The sequence below is a fragment of the Chitinophaga filiformis genome, assembly GCF_900102545.1.
Classification (GTDB): Bacteria; Bacteroidota; Bacteroidia; order Chitinophagales; family Chitinophagaceae; genus Chitinophaga; species Chitinophaga filiformis.
The window spans coordinates 1-19,682 of sequence record NZ_FNBN01000016.1 but is presented as its reverse complement, the minus strand read 5'-3'; the positions used below and the strand labels follow the sequence as shown (position 1 = coordinate 19,682).

Sequence of the window (19,682 nt, the reverse complement as noted above, 5' to 3'; positions counted from 1 at the left end):
AATATGTACATCTATATACAAGGAACAGGTTGTGTGTCGCCGCAGGAAACTGCGGCAGGCAGTGCATTCCCGGCTGCAGTGTTACCCTGGGAAGGGCCACGCCTGAAAGCATGGGAACCTGATTACAAACAATGGATAGATGTGAAGCTGATACGCCGCATGAGTCGTGTGATCAAGATGGGCGTGGCTGCAGCAAAGCTTAGCCTGCAGGAAGCAGGTGTGGAGATCCCAGATGCGATCATTACAGGAACCGCCTATGGCTGCCTGGATGATACAGGAGTATTCCTCTCAAAAATGATCAATCAGCAGGAAGAGATGTTAACGCCTACAGCGTTCATCCAGTCCACTCACAATACCGTAGCAGGACAGATCGCACTGATGCTGGGCTGTCATGCGTACAACAATACTTTTGTGCACAAAGCCTTCTCTTTCGAGAGCGCTTTGCTGGACAGCATCATGATACTGAGAGAAGGACGTTCTTCCAGCATCCTCGCAGGTGCGATGGACGAACTGACTAATCATAGTTTCAATATCCTCTCCCGTTTCGATCTGTATAAGAAAGAGCCGGTGACCCACGAACAGTTGCTGAAAAGCAATACGCATGGAACGGTAGCAGGAGAGGGAGCAGCCTGTTTTGTGCTGGGAACTGAAAAAGGGCCCAATACAAAGGCTAAACTGACAGGACTGACCACTTTATACAAACCAGCAGGAAAGGCCGAAATTTCGGCTGATATCGCTGCTTTCCTGGCCGCACATCATTGCAGTCAGGAGGAAGTGAGCCTGGTGATTACCGGCCGTAACGGAGATGCCAGCGGAGACGAATGGTATGAATATGTAGAGAATACCTTGTTTGCCGGTAAACCGGTGGCAGGGTTTAAGCATCTCTGCGGAGAATACCCTACTGCTGCTTCTTTCGGTATGTGGATCGGCAACAGGATACTGGCGGAACAGCAGGTACCTGCTGCGGCTATGTTCAAAGGAGAAGCACCGGATCAGATCAAAAAGATCCTGATCTATAATCATCATAAACAAACGCATCATTCACTGATCCTGCTGACGGCATGCTGACACACCGCATTGCAAATATCGGCCTGTTTCTGTTGCTGGCAGCCGCGCTGCTGGTACATAACCTATGGCTGACATTGCCCTGGTGGGTTTTTCTGCTACTGTTGCAACCTTATATAGCGGCGCTGGTATGGGGAGCCTGCAATATCGGATCGAACTTTTACATACCCGTGGTATGTGCTGCCGATACAAAGGAGAAAGTGATCGCTATTACGTTTGATGATGGTCCTTTGCTGCAGCATACACCGGAGATCCTGGACATCCTGCAAAAGGAACAGGCGCCTGCGGCGTTCTTTTGCATTGGCAACAGGATAGGGGGGAATGAGTCTCTACTGCGTCGTATAGATGCCGACGGACACGTGATCGGGAACCATAGTTTCTCTCATCATTTCTGGTTCGATATGTTCGGCTCAGATAAAATGCTGGCCGAATTAAAACAGATGGATGATGCGGTAGAAAGTGTGACAGGTAAAAGGCCCAGGCTTTTCCGTCCGCCATATGGGGTTACAAATCCAAACCTCGCTAAGGCGATCAGGAAAGGAGCCTATACACCCATCGGTTGGAATATCCGCTCGCTGGACACCGTCGCGAAAGATAAAGAGGAGCTGCTGGAAAGGATCAGACAGCGTATCAAACCGGGGGCAGTGTTACTGCTGCACGACTCAATGGAAGTAACAGTACAGGCATTGCCATCACTGATACAACATCTGAAGCTGGAAGGATACCGTATTGAAAGAATAGACAAATTATTAAACATACCCGCTTATGCGTAGATGGCTTTTGATATTGGGTTGTATAGTAGGTGCCTTACAGACGATGGCGCAACAGCCGGGCTTTAAGCCGGTAGCAGATGCAGCTGCCTTCAAACAGCAGTTTGCAAAAGCATCCCAGGCTACACAATCCATTCAGTGCGATTTTGTACAGGAGAAGAACCTGAGCATGTTATCAGATAAGATCACTTCTAAGGGGAAGTTCTGGTTCAGGAAGGAGAATAAGGTGCGTATGGAATATATGCAGCCTTCCTATTATCTCCTGGTGATGAATGGCAAAGATATTAAGACGAAGGACGGACAGAAAGAGAACCGCGTATCCACCAAAGGCAATAAACTGTTTGAACAGATCAACAAGATCACGGTAGATTGTGTGCAGGGAAATGTGGTGAACAATACTGACTTCAATACCCGCATCCTGGAGAATGGACAGTTTTATCTGCTGGAAATGACACCGGTGAATAAATCACTGGCACAGTATTTCAAATCCATTCACCTGCTGGTAGACAAGAAAGATTATTCTGTGTCTAAGATCCAGATGTACGAAGCTGGTGGCGATGATACCAGTATCAGCTTTTTGCACAAACAACTGAACGTAAATATTCCAGATGCGGTCTTTGCTGTTAAATAGTTTACTGCTGATGGGACTTTTGTCCGGTTGTAGTTCAGCATATAAAAATCTGCAGCAAGCCAATGGTGATGTGAACTGTATTACTAAGTTCCGTCCACAGTTTGCCAATACATTGTACAGCACACAGGTGGATATACTGAAGCATCATCTGAGTGGCCTGCTTTTCTTCAAGCAGATGCCGGACAGCAGTTTACGGGTAGTCTTTGCTAATGAGATGGGCTTTAAGTTCTTTGATTTTGAATTTACCAGGGATGGTGGTTTTGTAAAGCATTACATGCTGCCAAAGATGGATAAAAAAGCAGTGGTGAAAACACTGCGTAGTGATTTTGAGCTGGTGCTGCTGCGACCTGATCTGAGTAAGGCGCATGTGATGCAGGACAGTGCTTATCATTACACCGTGGTGCCTACGGCAAAAGGCAATAACTATTACATCACTGATACTGCCTGCGAGCAGCTGGAACGGATTGAGAAATCTTCCAAACGCAAGCCGGTAGTAAAGGTATGGATGAAGAATTATGAAGCCGGGGTACCGGATACAATAGCTATCCGCCATCAGGGCTTTACTTTTAATATATCATTACAACGCGTACAGAAATAATGTTAGCAGGAAAACTATACACACTTGAGCAGGAGCAGTCTGCCGGTGAAACCGCAACTTACCAGGTTTTGTGGAATGCAGCACATCCTGTATTTGAAGGGCATTTCCCTGGCCGCCCTGTTGTGCCGGGCGTTTGTATGATGCAGACTATCCAGGAGCTGCTGGAAAGACTGCTGCAAAAGAAGGTGTTGCTGAAAAAATCGTCCCAGATGAAGTTCCTGAACATGATCGATCCTACCGCCAATCCGCAGGTAGAGATAGGTGTTCAGTATAAACTACAGGATGGAGAGATAAAAGTGACAGCCTCCCTGAAACATGAGGCGCTCACTTTTATGAAATTCCAGGGAACATTTGTAGATGCAGAATGACGGATACTACAACATATCATGATCAGTTCACTGCCCGGAAGGCGGCAGTGCTGGTGCCAACCTACAACAATGCCAAAACGCTGGAGGGGGTATTAAGAGATGTGCTCTCTTATACGACTCATGTCATTGTAGTAAATGATGGCAGCACCGATAATACGGCTGCTATACTCGATGCTTTCCCGGAGATACAACGTGTGGAATATATATCCAACAAGGGTAAAGGAATTGCGCTGCGTCGCGGTTTCCGCTTTGCTATTGAACAGGGATACGATTATGTCATCACAATGGATGCCGACGGACAGCATTTTGCATCCGACCTGCCTGTATTGTTAGAGAAACTGGAAACAGAACGGAACGCGATCATCATTGGTGCGCGTAACCTGCAACAGGAAAACATGCCTGGCAAGAACACCTTTGCCAACAAGTTCTCCAATTTCTGGTTTTATGTGGAAACAGGATTGAAAGGACCGGATACGCAATCCGGATACCGTCTGTATCCTGTTCATGCCATGCGCAAAATGCGTTTCTGGTGTACAAAGTATGAATTCGAAATAGAAGTGCTGGTGCGCAGTGCCTGGAAAGGGCTTAAAATTGACTGGGCGCCTATTAAGGTATACTATCCTCCTGCGGAGGAAAGAGTGTCGCATTTCCGTCCTTTCAGGGATTTCTCCCGCATCAGTGTGTTGAATACTGTGTTGGTGCTGATTACCTTCCTGTACATCAAGCCGCGCGATTTTATCCGCTTCCTGTTCAAAGCAGAAAGCTGGCGTATGATGTGGTATGATCATGTGCTGAACAAGGAAGAAACCAATGCACTTAAGGCCGCTTCTGTTGGTCTGGGTGTATTTATGGGCATTGTGCCTATCTGGGGGTTCCAGATGGTGACTGCCCTGGCATTGGCTGTATTACTCAGGCTGAATAAAGCATTGGTGTTTATGTCCTGCCATGTCAGTCTGCCGCCAATGATCCCCTTTGTGATCTTTGCGAGTTTTGCAACGGGAAAGATATGGGTAAAGGATGGTAGTATCCTGCCTCCGCTTACCAGCAATCTTACACTCGACATGATCAAACAGAATTTGTTTCAATATTTGACTGGGGCTGTCACACTGGCGATAATAGCAGGTGTGGTGGCATTTTTGCTCGTTTATATACTGCTGGCGATCTTTCGTAAAGATCCTGTGAAACAGGCTGGTTAGTATACAGTATGAATTGATATGGGTAAGTTATTTGTAAGCATATATAATTTCTTCCACCGGCATAAGGCCTGGCTATGGATCTGTACCATTGTCTGTTTCGCCCTGGCCGCTTATTTCGCATCACGTATTAAGCTGGAGGAAGATATTACCCGTATCCTGCCGCAGGACAAAAAGCTCGACAAGTTACAGCAGGTGTTCAATGATTCCCGGTTTGCCGACAAACTGGTGATCACCATCTCTCAGAAAGATACTACACAGGCGCCTCAGCCGGATAGCCTGACCGCTTTTGCGCAGGCGTTGACTGCCCGTGTGAATGAGCGCTATGCGCCCTATATCAAACAGTTCCAGGCACAGGTGGAAGAGGCTGCCGTGCTGGATCTGATGCAGGTGATACAGCAACACCTGCCCGTATTCCTCGAAGAAAAAGACTATCAGAAGATTGACTCGCTGATCATGCCTGACAGGCTGCAGCAGACCCTGGAAGATAACTATCATACACTGATCTCGCCTGCCGGACTGGTAGTGAAGAAAGTGATTGCAGCAGACCCTGTGGGCATGTCCTGGCTGGGTATAAAAAAGCTGCAACACCTGCAGTACGACGAACAGTTTGAACTGTACGATGGTTTTGTGATGAGTAAGAACCAGCGGCATTTGTTATTGTTCATCACACCTGCAAATCCTGCCAATGCTACCGGGAAGAATGCCGCATTGCTGAAAGGGTTACAGGCAGAGATAGATACGCTGCAGGCAAATACATCTGTTACTGAAGCCTCCTTTTTCGGCGCAGCAGCTGTATCCGCAGGCAATGCCACGCAGCTCAGACAGGATACCTTGCTGACACAGGGGATCGTGGTAGTACTGCTGGTAGTGTTGATCGCGCTATTCTTTAAAAAGAAACGCGCACCTTTACTGGTCATGTTGCCAGTAGTTTTTGGTGCATTGTTCTCACTGGCAGTGATCGCTGTTGTACAGCAAAGCATTTCTGTGATCGCTTTGGGTGCGGGCGCTGTGGTGCTGGGGATTGCAGTGAACTATTCATTGCATGTCTTTAACCACTATCGTCATCTGCCGGATATCCGTGAAGTGATCCGTGATCTGGCTACACCTATGACTGTCGGCAGTTTTACAACCGTAGGCGGTTTCGCTTGTCTGCAGTTCGTAGAATCCCCCATCTTACAGGACGTTGGCCTCTTTGCAGCATTAAGCCTGATAGGAGCTGCATTGTTCTCGCTGATCTTCTTACCTCACTGGATTGTGTTGGGTAAACAACCAGCGCATCCGCCTGTACAGCATTACAACTGGCTGGACAAGCTTGCCGCTTACAAACCTGAAAAGAATAAATACCTGGTAGGTGCTATCATACTGTTGACCGTCATCTTCTTCTTTACCGCAGGTAAGGTGGAATTTGAAAGTGATATGATGCGCATGAACTTCATGCGCCCTGAACTGAAAGCAGCAGAGGCGAAGTTCAACCAGGTGAATGCCTATACCGCACAATCCATCTACCTGGTTACTGATGGCGCCAACCTGGAAACTGCATTGCAGCACAGTGAGCGCTTATTGCCGCTGATACATCAGTTACAGGAAAAAGGAATTATAAAGAAGTATGCAGGCGTGAATGTATTACTGATGTCCAATAAGGAACAACAGCAAAGGATACAACGCTGGAATGCTTACTGGACGCCTGAGAAGAAGCAACAGTTGGTGAGTTATCTGCAGAAACACGGACCGGCAGTTGGTTATAAAGCAGCGGCCTTTGAACCGTTTGCACAGTGGTTACAGCAAGACTTTACACCTGTCCCGGAAAGCGATCTGCAGGCATTACGCTCAGGTAACCTGGGCGACTTCATCACAGAAAAGAAAGACCGTGTATCACTGGTTACCCTGCTGAAAGTAGACCCTGCACAGAAAGCCGCAGTATATAAAGCGCTGGGCGAACAGGAACATACTACAGTACTGGATAAACAATATGTAGCTAACCGCCTGGCAGAAGTGATCCGTAATGAGTTTAACAGCATTGCGTGGATGACATCCTTACTCGTGTTCTTTGCTTTACTGATCTCATACGGTCGTATTGAGTTGGCGCTGATCACCTTTATTCCCATGCTTATCAGCTGGATATGGATACTGGGTATCATGGGGCTGTTTGGGATCAAATTCAATATCGTTAACATCATCCTGAGCTCGTTCATCTTTGGTCTGGGAGATGATTACAGCATCTTCACGATGGATGGCCTGCTACAGCAGTATAAATCCGGCAGGGAAGACAACCTGTCCTCTTTCCGTACCTCTATCTTCCTTTCCGCTATTACCACCGTCTTAGGATTGGGAGTGATGATCTTTGCACAGCATCCTTCACTGCGATCTATTGCATTGATCTCTATCATTGGTATCGGCTGTGTGGTGATAACCTCACAGGTTATGATCCCGTTCCTTTTTAACTGGCTGATCACGAACCGTACCCGTAAAGGCAGAGCGCCATGGACTTTACACGGATGGGCGAAATCAGTTTTTGCCTTTGCTTACTTTACTTCAGGATGTTTAGTGCTGACTGTAATAGGATGGGTACTGGTGAAGTTCAATCCGTTTAAGAAAAAAATAAAAGCCAAATTCTTATATCATCGCATCTTATCTGCATATACGAAGTCTGTGATTTATATCATGGGGAATGTGAAGAAGAAGATCATCAATCCGGAAAGAGAGAAGATGGATAAGCCTGCGGTGATCATCAGTAATCATCAGTCCTTCCTGGATATCCTGGTATCTACCATGCTGAATCCGAAGGTGATTTTGTTGACCAGTGAATGGGTATGGAACTCTCCTGTATTCGGTGCCGTCGTAAGAATGGGGGACTATTATCCTGTGGCAGAAGGAGCAGAAGGAAGTATTGAAAAGTTGAGAAAGAAAGTGGAAGAAGGATACTCTATCGTGGTGTATCCGGAAGGCACCCGTTCTCCGGATGCATCCATAAAACGTTTCCATAAGGGCGCTTTCTATATTGCAGAGCAAATGGGACTGGATATACTGCCGATCGTATTGCATGGTACGGCGTATACCATGAGTAAGAATGATTTCCTGCTGAAAGATGGCTCCATTACCGTAAAATACCTGCCAAGGATCAAAGCTGGCGACACTTCATGGGGAGACAATTATACCGCACGTACAAAACAGATCAGCCGTTATTTCAAGGCAGAATACGAAAAGCTGCGTGAAGAAATAGAGGTACCGGCTTATTTCAGAGAACAACTGATCTACAACTATATTTACAAAGGGCCAGTACTGGAATGGTACATGCGCATTAAAACAAAGCTGGAAGGAAACTATGCATTGTTCGATCAGCTCTTACCTAAAAGGGGACGTATTCTGGATATCGGCTGCGGGTATGGCTTTATGAGCTACATGCTACACTGGCTGTCTAAAGAACGCGAAGTAAAAGGGATAGACTATGACGAAGACAAGATCATTACAGCACAGCATTGTTACCTGCGTAATGAGCAGGTGAGCTTTGAACACGCAGATGTAACCAACTATGCATTCGGACAATACGACGCCTATGTGATCAGTGATGTGTTACACTATCTGCAGCCGGATGAACAGGAGAAAGTACTTTCAGCCTGTATCAGTCAGCTGCCGGCTGATGGTGTGATTATCGTGCGTGATGGAGATAGTGATCTCAAGGAAAGGCACGAAGGGACCAAGCTGACAGAACTGTTTTCTACTAAGTTGCTCGGATTTAATAAGACGAAAGACAAACCGCTGTCGTTCTTTTCATCTTCCCGCATCCGGGAGATTGTTACTGCCAACGGCGCGGTAATGGAGCAGATAGACAATACAAAGTATACCTCCAACGTGATTTTCATTATTAAAAAGTTATCCCCTGTACATGCAGTATGATGTGATCATAATAGGTAGCGGACTAGGAAGCCTCGTCTGTGGCGCCATTCTCAGCAAGAATGGATACAAAGTCTGCATCTATGAAAAAAACCGCCAGATAGGCGGTTGCCTACAAACGTTTTCCCGGGACAAAGCAATTATTGATTCAGGTGTACATTATATCGGCGGACTAGCTGAAGGTCAGAACCTGAACCAGGTATTCCGTTACCTGGGTATCATGGATAAAATGAAGCTGCGGCAATTGGATATGGACGGATTTGATCATATCCATTTTGGCAACGAGCAGAAAGTTTACAAGCTGGCCCAGGGCTATGACAATTTTACAAAGCAACTGCTGAAGGACTTTCCCGATGAGAAAGATGCCCTGCATGCCTACTGTGAGAAAATGCAGGAAGTGTGCGGTAAATTCCCTCTGTTCAACCTGAGGATGGGCGACTATCGTGAGAAGGAAGGCGTAATGGGACTCGATACATATGGGTTCATAAGCAGTATCACGAAGAATGAACGGCTGCAGCATGTCCTGGCAGGCAACAACCTGTTGTATGCAGGCGAGCAGGGTAAAACGCCTTTTTACGTGCATGCACTGGTACAGCATAGTTATATAGAAAGCTCCTGGAAATGTGTGGACGGCGGTTCCCAGATCTCCCGTGCCTTGAACAAAGTGATCAAAGAACATGGAGGCACTATTATCCGGAATACAGAGGTAGTGCGCATCGTTGAATTTGATGGAAAGGTAGATCATATCGTCCTGGCGAATGGAGAGCAGGTGACTGCAAGGCACTTTGTATCTGGTCTCCATCCTGCAAAGACGATGGAGATGACAGAAAGTGTAAGCCTGCGGCAGGCTTACAAAGCAAGGATCTGTACCCTGGAGAATACACCAGGTACATTTATGCTGAACGTGGTATTGAAGCCTGGTACTTTTCCTTATCGGAACTACAACTACTACCATCATGATAGCGACAACGCCTGGGATGGTGTGAATTATACGTCGGATAACTGGCCGAATACCTATGCACTGTTTGTATCCGCAGGCACAGGAAAGGAGCAATTTGCCGACAACCTGTCTATCATGACTTACATGCGTTATGAAGATGTGGCCCGCTGGCACAATACCTTTAACACCGATTCGCATCCGGATGAGCGGTGTGCTGAGTACCAGGAGTTCAAGAAAGAGAAATCAGAGAAGTTGCTGGATGCCGTGGAGAAACAGTATCCCGGTCTCCGCAACTGTATACATGCATATTATTCTTCCACACCGTTGACATACAGGGACTATCTGGCCATGCCGGAAGGTAGTATGTATGGTATTGCGAAAGATGCCTCAGATCCATTAAAGACAATGATCTCGGCAGCCACCAGGTTACCCAATTTGTATCTTACCGGGCAAAACCTGAACTTGCATGGAATTTTGGGGGTAACGATGACGGCAGTGGTTACCAGTTCGGTACTGCTGGGCATGGAAAAGCTCATAAACGATATTAACGCAGCATAAATCTAATTGAGAGATGGCATTGAATAAGGGAAAGAAACGTAACGGATGGCGTAGACTAGGCAGGGCGCTGTTGTATGTAACGGGCACGATTGTATTGCTACTGATCATATTGGTGATTTATGTGGTGAGCGTATCGCATATAGACCCGCCTGCAATAGCCAACAAACAATCCCTTCAATGGCAGCGTAAGGCATTGGATAGTACCAGCTACACACTGGGCAACAGCTGGTTCCGCAAAAGCGAGAGTGGCTTGTATGAAATGTATGTGGAAGGCAAACCCTTTGAAAGGGGTGTAGTAGAAGGTAAACTGTCGGCAGAATTGATACAGCGGCAGGAAGATCATTTTACTGATCAGATCAAAAAGATGATCCCTTCACAATCCTACCTGAAATTCCTCCGCTACTTCGTAGGTTTCTTTAACCGGAATCTTGCAGACAATATTGCAGAAGAGAACAAAGAGGAGATCTATGGGATCTCTTTTTCTGCATCTGATAAATATGATTTCATCGGTACCAATTATGAGCGTATCCTGAACTACCATGCCGCACACGATATCGGGCATGCCCTGCAAAATATGGCGCTTGTAGCCTGTACCTCCTTTGGTACCTGGAATGGCGCCTCTGCCGACAGTAGCTTGATCATAGGCCGCAACTTCGATTTTTATGTAGGAGATAAATTCGCAGAAGATAAAATAGTAGCGTTCTATCATCCTGAAAAGGGTTACCGTTTTATGACGGTCACCTGGGGTGGCTTTACAGGCGTAGCATCCGGCATGAATGAGAAAGGACTGACAGTAACTATCAATGCAGATAAAAGTGATATCCCTACCGGTTCTGCCACACCAGTATCGCTGGTAGCAAGAGAAGTACTGCAGTATGCGAAGAACATTGATGAAGCCTGGGCCATTGCCAGCAAGCATAAAATGTTCGTATCAGAATCTTTCCTGGTAGGTTCTGCAGAAGATAACCGTGCGGCGATCATAGAAAAGACGCCTGAGAAGATGGATATGTACGATCCGAAAGATCAGTTCATCACCTGTACCAATCACTTCCAGGGAGCCACATTAGGCAAGGAAGATAAGAATATCAAACAACGGGATGAAACAGCTTCCGGTTATCGTTTCAACCGCCTGTCGGAGTTATTGCAGCAGCACGGTCCGAATACAGTGCAGAAAACAGTCGATATCCTGCGCGACCGCTATGGCCTGCATGGAGAGAATATCGGGATGGGAAATGAAAGAGCGATCAACCAGTTAATTGCACACCACGCCGTAGTATTTGAACCTAAGAAGAAGATGGTATGGGTATCTACAGCCCCCTGGCAGCTGGGTAAATTCGTAGCCTACAACCTGGACTCCGTGTTTAATATGAAAGGACTGCAATACGATCATGAGATCTACGACAGCTCACAAACCATTGCAGCAGATCCTTTCCTGCAAACGCAGGATTATAAATCTTTCGTAGCTTTCAGGGCTATGAAGGCTGATATTATGGATGGAAAGGAAGTAGACGTAAAACAACTCATCAGCCTTAATCCGGAATACTATCATGCTTATGTGCTGGCAGGAGATTATGAGTTTAAGCGTAAGCAGTATAAGGCTGCGGAAGGTTATTATAAAACGGCATTGACCAAAGTCATAGCAACGAAAGCAGAAGAAGATCATATCCGTAAGCAATTGGAGAAATGCGCTAAAAGTAATTAACATGATATACGGGATCGGTACTGATATCATCGAAGTAGACCGCGTTGCGGTCAAGATGGAAAGAGGAAATGGATTCCGGGATATGATATTTACACCGCATGAAATCGCTTGTTGTGATGCGCAGGTAAATCCTGAACAGCACTATGCCGCCCGCTTTGCAGCAAAAGAGGCCTTCCTGAAAGCAATGGGCACAGGCTGGGGGCATGGAAAGATCAACTTCAACGAAATCGAGATCAGGAACGACGAAACAGGAAAGCCTTCATTACAGCTGACCGGTAATGCCATATCCTGCTATAGTGAATTGCAGATTAAACAGATACTGGTTTCCTTATCACACATAAAAGCAACTGCTATTGCCATGGTGGTAATAGAGATCTGAAAAACTGAGTACCATGTACATACCCAACATAGAACTGCAGCCAAAAGCAGCTATCAGGCAATTTCAGGAAAAAGAGGTACTTCACCTGCTGGGCTACCTGCGTGAGTTTTCACCTTTTTACCGGCAATGGTTTGTGGACCATGGTATACAACCTTCTACCGTTAAATCATTGAACGATCTGTGGCTGATCCCACCTGTTACCAAGGAACATCTGCAGGAGCAGAACTGGGACTTTTTATGTGTGGATAAAAGCAAGATCGCTGAATATACAACTACCTCCGGCACCCTCGGCCGCCCTGTCATCATTGCGTTGACACAGAAAGACCAGGAGCGTCTCAGCTACAATGAATACATTTCCTTCTGCTGTGCAGACGGTACTGAAAATGATATTTACCAGCTGATGCTGACACTGGACCGTCAGTTTATGGCAGGTATGGCCTATTACAATGGCATCCGCAAGCTGGGCGCAGGTGTGCTGCGTGTGGGACCAGGCGTACCGTCCCTGCAATGGGAGAATATTCAGCGCATAAAGCCGACCACTATTGTGGCAGTGCCTTCCTTTATCGTGAAGCTGATCGCCTTTGCTAAAGAACATAATATCGATATCAACGACTCTTCCGTAAAGAGTGCTGTATGTATCGGAGAAAATATCCGGAACGTAGACTTCTCCCTGAATGTATTGGGAAAGAAGATCACGGAGCAATGGAATATCAAGCTGTATTCCACCTATGCTTCTACAGAAATGCAGACGGCATTTACCGAATGTAAGGCAGGGCATGGAGGTCATCATCATCCGGAACTGCTGTACATAGAGCTGCTGGACGATAACAACCAACCTGTTGGTCCCGGTGAAGATGGAGAAGTGACCATTACCACCCTGGGAGTGGAAGGCATGCCGTTGTTGCGTTATAAAACCGGGGATATCTGCCGTTATTATGATGAGCCCTGTTCCTGTGGCAGGCATACCATGCGTTTGTCGCCCGTAATAGGCAGACGGAAGCAGATGATCAAATACAAAGGCACTACTTTATATCCACCTGCACTTTTTGATCTGCTGAATGATATGGAGGAAGTACGGGAATTTGTGGTGGAAGTATTCTCCAATGAAATAGGCACTGACGATATATTGCTGCATCTATGGCCGGTAGCGGAAAGCGAGGACATCGACCGTAAGATCCGTTCCTACCTGCAGGCGAAACTGAGGGTGATTCCCCAGGTGCGCTATGTTTCCCAGGCAGACATCATGAAGATGCAGTTCCCGGAAGGCAGCAGGAAGCCTATCAAATTCATTGACAGGCGATAGCAGAATCAGAAGGAAAAGTCGGCATCCGCCTTTGGATTATCCAGTTTGGTGCTTTGGCGTATTTCGTTCTGGATGACGTGGATCATATTGATCTGGTTGGGATGCTCGTCGTACAGGATATTATTCCTGACATGGGCCTTTTTGAAGGCAGGCACCTTTTCGGCAGCCAGAAAGCACCAGGCGGCCTCTTCTTCGATTTTATAGCCAAGATATTGCAGGCGTACGGCTTTACCGTCGGTAGTCACAAACAGGTGTTTCGCCAGGTAGCCGGCTATCAGGCTGTCGGTAACAGCCCTGTTGGCAGGATGTACGATATCCAGGGGCGCTTTATACTGCTTTTTAATGGCATTTTCCAGGTCATCGGCAAAGATGCGGCAACTTACCTGCAACTCACTTTTGGACTTATTGTGCGCTATTTCTGTGACACTTACGTAGAAAGGATGTAATACCGTCAATGCCGTAGCCAACCATTTAAATAATAATACCCCCACTTGCCTAAAAATTTTTAAATTTTAATGATGACCTTTGTATAATTACTGAAACTGGCAACAAATATAGGGTAATGAACGAGTTTGTGATGTACTTTCAGATGGGATGGCAGCATATTGTAGATTGGGAGGGGATGGATCATATATTATTTATTGCTGCATTATGTGCTGTTTACCTGCTGGAAGACTGGAGAAAAGTACTGGTGCTGGTGACAGCTTTTACAATAGGACACTCCATAACATTAGCATTGAGCGTAACGAACGTAGTGTTTATCAAAAGCAGCGTAATAGAATTCCTTATACCGGTGACGATAGCCATCACAGCTTTTTCAAATGTAATAAGGAAGCAAACTGTTCCGGGTAAATTACAGATCAACTACTTCTTCGCAGGATTCTTTGGATTGATCCATGGAATGGGCTTTTCCGGTTATCTGAAAAGCTTACTGGGAACACAGACAAACATTGTTCGTCCCCTGCTGGCCTTTAATCTCGGATTGGAATTTGGCCAGATCCTGATTGTTACAGGCGTGCTTTTACTGGCGGCTATCGTCGTAAACATCCGTCGCGTGAAACGCAGGGACTGGAATCTGTTCCTTTCATCCGCCATTTTTGGCGTTGCTTTTATGATGGCCGCTGAGCGGTATCAGGAACTAATGGTTAAGTAAGCAGTAACAACCAAGCTGCTGACCTTTGTAATATAGACTTGTTTATGAGAAAGAAATCCTTCAAACTGGCACTGGCCCTATGCTTTATGACGGCATTAGCGCAGGCGCAGAATCCAGGCTCTAATCATGGTAACCGCTTTGAGCAGCTGGGTACTATGCTGACAGATCCTAATGAATACCGCTCTGCTTCCGGGGCGCCCGGACCAAAATACTGGCAGCAACGGGCAGACTACGACATTTCCGCTACGCTGGACGATGAGCAGCAGAAGCTCACAGGTGCGGAAACTGTTACCTACTACAACAACTCACCTGATCCGCTTACCTACATCTGGCTGCAGCTGGATGAAAATGAGCATGACCTGAAAAGCGACAACAATAGCTTTGACGGCAGCACCATGTCTGAGAAGATGAGTATGCGTACGGTGAACGGCATACTGGGTAATCCGGGCAGTAAGAAATTTGGTGTAAACATCGTGAAGCTGACCGACGAAAGCGGCAAGGCTTTACCTTACACCATCAACCAGACCATGCTGCGTATTGATCTGCCACAAACCCTGCAGCCGGGCCAGAAGCTCCGCTTCAAGGTAGAGTGGTGGTACAACATCTCTGACCGTATGGTACAGGGTGGCCGTGGTGGTTACGAATATTTTCCTGACGACAAGAACTACCTCTATACAATCACCCAGTGGTACCCACGCCTGGCAGTATACTCTGACTTCCAGGGATGGCAGAACAAGCAGTTCACCGGTCGTGGTGAATTTGCATTGACCTTCGGTAACTTCAAGGTGAGCATGAACGTACCTGCTGATCACGTAGTAGGTGCTACCGGTGAATGTCAGAACTATAAGGATGTACTGACATCTGCACAGTTCCAACGCTGGCAGCAGGCACAGTCCGCAAAACAACCGGTGGAAGTAGTAACGCTGGACGAAGCTAACAAAGCGCTGGCAGGACATGCTACTGGTCGTAAAACATGGGTGTATGAAGCACAGAACGTACGCGACTTCGCACTGGTATCTTCACGCCGCCTGGTATGGGATGCGATGGCAACCAATGTGGAAGGCAAGAAAGTAATGGCGATGTCTTACTACGGTCCGGAAGCTTATCCGCTGTACAACCGTTATTCTACCAAAGTTGTAGCGCATACTGTAAAAACATATTCTAAACACACTATTCCTTACCCTTATCCGGTAGCTATCTCTGTAGAAGCTGCAAACGGTATGGAGTATCCGATGATCTGCTTTAACTATGGTCGCGCAGAGAAAGACGGTACTTACTCTGAGACTACCAAAAATGGTATGATCGGTGTGATCATTCACGAAGTAGGACACAACTTCTTCCCGATGATCGTGAACTCTGACGAGCGTCAGTGGACATGGATGGATGAAGGTCTGAATACCTTCTGCCAGTTCCTCACAGAACAGGAGTGGGACAACAACTTCCCTTCCGGCCGCGGACCAGCTTACAAGATCACTGATTACATGAAGATGCCGAAAGATCAGCTGGAACCTATCATGGTGAATTCTGAGAACATTGTGCAGTTTGGACCAAATGCTTACGCAAAACCTGCTACAGCGCTGAACATCCTGCGCGAAACGGTAATGGGCAGAGAGCTGTTTGATTTCGCTTTCCGTGAATATGCACGCAGATGGGCATTCAAACATCCAACACCTGCTGATTTCTTCCGCACTATGGAAGATGCTTCTGCGGTAGACCTGGATTGGTTCTGGCGTGGCTGGTTCTATGGTATAGAGCCTGTTGACATCTCCCTGGATAGCGTGAAATGGTTCCGCCTGGATACAAAAGATCCGCAGACCAGCAAAGCGGAAGCAAAAGCGAAATACGACCATGCTGCTGACCATATTTCCCGTGCACGTAACAAGGCTGAGGGTATGAAGTTCGCAGTAGATCAGGATACAAGCCTGCAGGACTTCTATGTGAAATGGAATCGTTTTGAGGTAACACCGGAAGATAAGTCCGCATACGAAACTTTCTCTGCCGGACTCACTCCTGAAGAAAAGCGTCTGTATGAAAGCAAGAAGAACTTCTATGAATTATCTTTCTCTAACGTAGGTGGCCTGGTAATGCCATTGATCATTGAATGGACATATGCAGATGGTACGAAGGAAACTGACCGTATCTCCGCATACATCTGGCGTAAGAATGAAAACCATGTATCCAAGGTTTTCGCGAAGGATAAAGAAGTGGTAGGTATTAAACTGGACCCTCAGCGTGAAACTGCTGATATTGATGAGTCCAACAATAGCTGGCCTCGTGTTGTAGCGCCTTCCCGTTTTGAATTGTTCCGTCAGTCACAGACTGTACGTGGTGCATCTACTGGTGGCAATCCAATGCAGAAAGCGAGGAAATAGTAATTACAGATAACATCCGTATAAAAAGAGGCTGCATCAAGTATTGAGCAGCCTCTTTTCATTCGGGTACCTGATGAGATCTGGTAGTCATTTAAGTGATTCTCAGGATCTTCGTTTATTGTTAGTACATCCTCATTTTCTTTTTATTTCTTTCCGGGTTTTTCCTTGTCCGGAGTTCCCTTTTTTGGCGTTCTTCCAGCCTCTTTCAGGGCGCGGTGTATGATCCACTCCAGCTGACCGTTGATGCTCCTGAACTCATCCGCAGCCCATTTTTCTAATGCATCGTAAGTTTGGCTATCAACCCTTAGTACGAATGATTTCTTATCCGCCATACCCCTTGTTTACTGATTATTGATGTAGTGTGCCGGTGTTGACAACAGGCGATACTTTCGATTCTCCGCATAGTACTACCAGCAGGTTTGATACCATGGCTGCTTTACGTTCTTCGTCGAGCACCACTATATCTTTCTGTGATAACCTGTCCAGCGCCAGTTCCACCATGCCTACAGCACCTTCCACGATCTTGGTACGGGCCGCGACTATAGCAGTTGCCTGCTGGCGTTGTAACATGGCACCTGCAATTTCAGGAGCATAAGCCAGGTGACTGATGCGCGCTTCCAGTACAGTGATACCGGCAGGTCCGAGACGTTCATTCAATTCTTTTTCCAGCATCTCATTTACTTTGTCTCCACCATCGCGCAGGGTGATGTCCTGCTCTGCGCCCTCGTCTTCCATCCTGTCATAAGGGTAACTTACTGCCAGGTGACGTACGGCCGCTTCACTCTGTACGTTTACATACTGCAGATAGTTGTCTACTTCGAAAGATGCTTTGTAAGTATCACTCACTCTCCACACAATCACAGCGGCAATTTCGATAGGGTTACCCAGTTTGTCGTTCACCTTTAACTGCTGTCCGTTGTGGTTATGTGCCCTTAAAGACAGGTGTACTGTTTTGTACAGCGGGTTCACCCACATCAGTCCATTTTCCTTAACGGTGCCGATGTATTTACCAAAGAAGGTAAGTACGCGGGAGTGATTGGGGTTCACGATCAGTATGCCTTTTACGAGGAATATAAAGGCAATGAAAAATAGTACCGCCAGGAAGAAAAAGCCGGCGTTACCGGTCAGTCCCAGCTGAACGAAAAAGAAGATGGATAAGGGGAGGCTGATCAGGGCCATAACAATAGCGAGGTAGCCCGATACGGGCTTGACGATCTTTTCCATAAGTAATGTTGTTTTGATATCATTATGATATCAAAAGTAATCAAAGTAAATCACATTCAGCCAAATAATTTGCAGGCATAACTGAAACAGATTATTTTAAAGTAAAATTCTCTGATTATGAAGTATATAATGCTAACGCTGTTCATATTGAGCAGTTTTTTGATTACGAAGGCCGCCAGCGTGGATACAATTGCCATTTTCAGTAATGCTATGCACAAGAATATCAAGTGTGTAGTAGTGACCCCCGACAGTTATAAGGATAAAGAGCAGCATTATCCTGTGGTATATATACTTCACGGTTATAGCGGGAACTATGCGGATTATGTGAAGAAAATCCCGGCAATTGTTGCCATGGCAGATGTTTACCAGGAGATCCTGGTGTTTCCTGACGGTGGTTTCAGCAGCTGGTATCTCGACAGTCCTGTGGATAGCGCCATGCGTTTTGAAACATATGTAGGTAAAGAGATCCCTTCCTGGATAGATCAGCATTACCGCACAAAAGCAGAGCGTAAATACCGCGCTATTACCGGTTTAAGTATGGGCGGACATGGCGCTCTGTACCTGGCCATCCGTCATCAGGAAACTTTTGGCGCAGCGGGTAGTATGAGTGGGGGAGTGGATTTCCGACCTTTCCCTAATAACTGGGATATCGCTATGAGACTGGGTACTTATAAAGATCATGCTGACAACTGGGATAAAAATGTGGTGGTGAACCAATTGTCTGGTTTGAAGAATGATTCACTGGCATTGATCATCGACTGTGGAGTGAAGGATTTCTTCATAGATGTTAATCGTCAGTTACATCAGCATTTACTGGAACAAGGGATTAATCATGATTATATCGAGCGTCCCGGAGAGCATAACTGGGAATACTGGAGTAATTCGATCATGTATCAGCTGTTTTATTTTAACAGGTATTTTGGGAAGTAGGGGAGTTTTCCCTTTGGGAATGTAATCACCTGTAAAGTCAATTCTGCACTTCCACAATGGAACTGTAAAGTTTTTTTTATGCTTTATGTTCGATTGAGATTCGGTAGAGGTAGCGTGGAGGTAGCCTCATCCTCCCTTAATCTTCCCTTTCTGAAGGGAGGATTAAGGGAGGATGAGGCCATCTCAAAGCCGAACATCTAAGGAATCAACACCCTGATTCCGGTATGCCGAGATTGTATTGATTCAGGATTGGCTTTACATATTTGATTGTACTTTTTTACCGTCTTGATTGTCTTGTCCTGGTATAGGTTTACAGTTTTGATGAGATAATCCGTTTGAATTTTACAATATTAAAAGATAATCCTAAAAAGGTTGTTTTGTTTAGATTTTAGTCCTGGATCAGGTTGACAGTATCAGCTGTTAATCCTGATCCAGGACTATCTTTTCTCTTCGTTCGCCATCTCCTTACTAATTCCCCTTGTTTTGTATGTGCCTGATTTGGAGTTAGGTAGTCGCAGCTTGCATGAGGCCTTTGTTCATTGTAGATGCGGATAGACGCTGTTACTATAGCCGCCGCGGTTTCATAGTTTTTAAATAACCGG

The 19,682-nt window shown here is 46.3% G+C and carries 18 protein-coding genes; 14 read left to right on the top strand and 4 right to left on the bottom strand.

Annotation, left to right across the window (positions count from 1 at the left end; translation table 11 throughout):
- Positions 1-3 precede the first annotated feature (3 nt).
- From BLR32_RS33000 to BLR32_RS32950, 11 genes are read left to right on the top strand one after another with little or no spacing between them, the layout of a single operon-like run.
- The gene (locus BLR32_RS33000; RefSeq protein WP_089838855.1) at positions 4-1,068 is read left to right on the top strand and encodes a beta-ketoacyl synthase N-terminal-like domain-containing protein; all 1,065 of its coding nucleotides are present in this window, start codon (positions 4-6) and stop codon (positions 1,066-1,068) included.
- The gene (locus BLR32_RS32995) at positions 1,062-1,838 is read left to right on the top strand and encodes a polysaccharide deacetylase family protein (RefSeq protein ID WP_089838853.1); all 777 of its coding nucleotides are present in this window, start codon (positions 1,062-1,064) and stop codon (positions 1,836-1,838) included. The genes BLR32_RS33000 and BLR32_RS32995 overlap by 7 nt, the downstream gene beginning before the upstream one ends.
- Positions 1,831-2,466 carry a flexirubin biosynthesis/transport protein LolA2 gene (locus BLR32_RS32990; RefSeq protein ID WP_089838851.1) on the top strand — a complete coding sequence of 212 codons (636 nt, stop codon included), beginning with the start codon at positions 1,831-1,833 and terminating at the stop codon, positions 2,464-2,466. Before BLR32_RS32995 ends, BLR32_RS32990 begins: the two co-directional genes overlap by 8 nt.
- A gap of 10 nt (positions 2,467-2,476) precedes the next feature.
- Positions 2,477-3,064 (top strand): flexirubin biosynthesis protein LolB2, encoded by a 588-nt coding sequence (locus BLR32_RS32985; protein WP_245705585.1) that lies wholly within the window; start codon positions 2,477-2,479, stop codon positions 3,062-3,064.
- Positions 3,064-3,432, top strand: coding sequence for an ApeI family dehydratase (locus tag BLR32_RS32980; RefSeq protein ID WP_089838846.1), 369 nt, complete (start codon positions 3,064-3,066; stop codon positions 3,430-3,432). Before BLR32_RS32985 ends, BLR32_RS32980 begins: the two co-directional genes overlap by 1 nt.
- A complete protein-coding gene (locus BLR32_RS32975) occupies positions 3,429-4,628 on the top strand; it encodes a DUF2062 domain-containing protein (RefSeq protein WP_089838844.1) in 1,200 nt (399 codons plus the stop codon). The genes BLR32_RS32980 and BLR32_RS32975 overlap by 4 nt, the downstream gene beginning before the upstream one ends.
- 18 nt (positions 4,629-4,646) lie before the next feature.
- A complete protein-coding gene (locus BLR32_RS32970; RefSeq protein WP_089838842.1) occupies positions 4,647-8,522 on the top strand; it encodes a 1-acyl-sn-glycerol-3-phosphate acyltransferase in 3,876 nt (1,291 codons plus the stop codon).
- Complete coding sequence (locus BLR32_RS32965; protein WP_089838840.1) at positions 8,512-10,017, top strand: phytoene desaturase family protein; 1,506 nt, start codon at positions 8,512-8,514, stop codon at positions 10,015-10,017. Before BLR32_RS32970 ends, BLR32_RS32965 begins: the two co-directional genes overlap by 11 nt.
- A gap of 13 nt (positions 10,018-10,030) precedes the next feature.
- Complete coding sequence (locus tag BLR32_RS32960; RefSeq protein ID WP_089838837.1) at positions 10,031-11,719, top strand: C45 family peptidase; 1,689 nt, start codon at positions 10,031-10,033, stop codon at positions 11,717-11,719.
- A 1-nt stretch (position 11,720) separates the two neighbouring features.
- The gene (acpS, locus tag BLR32_RS32955; protein ID WP_089838835.1) at positions 11,721-12,098 is read left to right on the top strand and encodes a holo-ACP synthase; all 378 of its coding nucleotides are present in this window, start codon (positions 11,721-11,723) and stop codon (positions 12,096-12,098) included.
- A gap of 13 nt (positions 12,099-12,111) precedes the next feature.
- Entirely contained in the window at positions 12,112-13,401 is a 1,290-nt protein-coding gene (locus BLR32_RS32950; RefSeq protein WP_089838833.1) for a flexirubin biosynthesis putative acyl-CoA ligase FlxY, read from the top strand.
- Positions 13,402-13,406: 5 nt separating this feature from the next.
- Here BLR32_RS32950 and BLR32_RS32945 read toward each other — a convergent pair whose 3' ends face one another.
- A complete protein-coding gene (locus BLR32_RS32945; RefSeq protein WP_089838831.1) occupies positions 13,407-13,892 on the bottom strand; it encodes a DUF6702 family protein in 486 nt (161 codons plus the stop codon).
- A 71-nt stretch (positions 13,893-13,963) separates the two neighbouring features.
- Here BLR32_RS32945 and BLR32_RS32940 point away from each other — a divergent pair, with 71 nt between their 5' ends.
- Entirely contained in the window at positions 13,964-14,554 is a 591-nt protein-coding gene (locus BLR32_RS32940) for a HupE/UreJ family protein (RefSeq protein ID WP_176842519.1), read from the top strand.
- Positions 14,555-14,598: 44 nt separating this feature from the next.
- Positions 14,599-16,926: a M1 family metallopeptidase gene (locus BLR32_RS32935; RefSeq protein WP_089838829.1), complete on the top strand. Its 2,328-nt coding sequence runs from the start codon at positions 14,599-14,601 to the stop codon at positions 16,924-16,926.
- Positions 16,927-17,069: 143 nt separating this feature from the next.
- Here BLR32_RS32935 and BLR32_RS32930 read toward each other — a convergent pair whose 3' ends face one another.
- Both BLR32_RS32930 and BLR32_RS32925 read right to left on the bottom strand, forming a co-directional pair.
- Positions 17,070-17,258 carry a type II toxin-antitoxin system antitoxin gene (locus BLR32_RS32930; RefSeq protein ID WP_089838828.1) on the bottom strand — a complete coding sequence of 63 codons (189 nt, stop codon included), beginning with the start codon at positions 17,256-17,258 and terminating at the stop codon, positions 17,070-17,072.
- A 16-nt stretch (positions 17,259-17,274) separates the two neighbouring features.
- Positions 17,275-18,150, bottom strand: a complete 876-nt coding sequence (locus BLR32_RS32925) for an SPFH domain-containing protein (protein WP_089838825.1) — start codon at positions 18,148-18,150, stop codon at positions 17,275-17,277.
- 117 nt (positions 18,151-18,267) lie between these two features.
- Between BLR32_RS32925 and BLR32_RS32920 the strand changes: the two genes are divergently transcribed.
- Positions 18,268-19,080, top strand: a complete 813-nt coding sequence (locus tag BLR32_RS32920; protein ID WP_089838823.1) for an alpha/beta hydrolase — start codon at positions 18,268-18,270, stop codon at positions 19,078-19,080.
- Between the two features lie 388 nt (positions 19,081-19,468).
- On the opposite strand, the gene BLR32_RS32915 is transcribed toward BLR32_RS32920, so the two are convergent.
- Positions 19,469-19,682: integrase core domain-containing protein (locus BLR32_RS32915; protein ID WP_143011510.1), on the bottom strand; the 214-nt coding region annotated here is incomplete at its 5' end.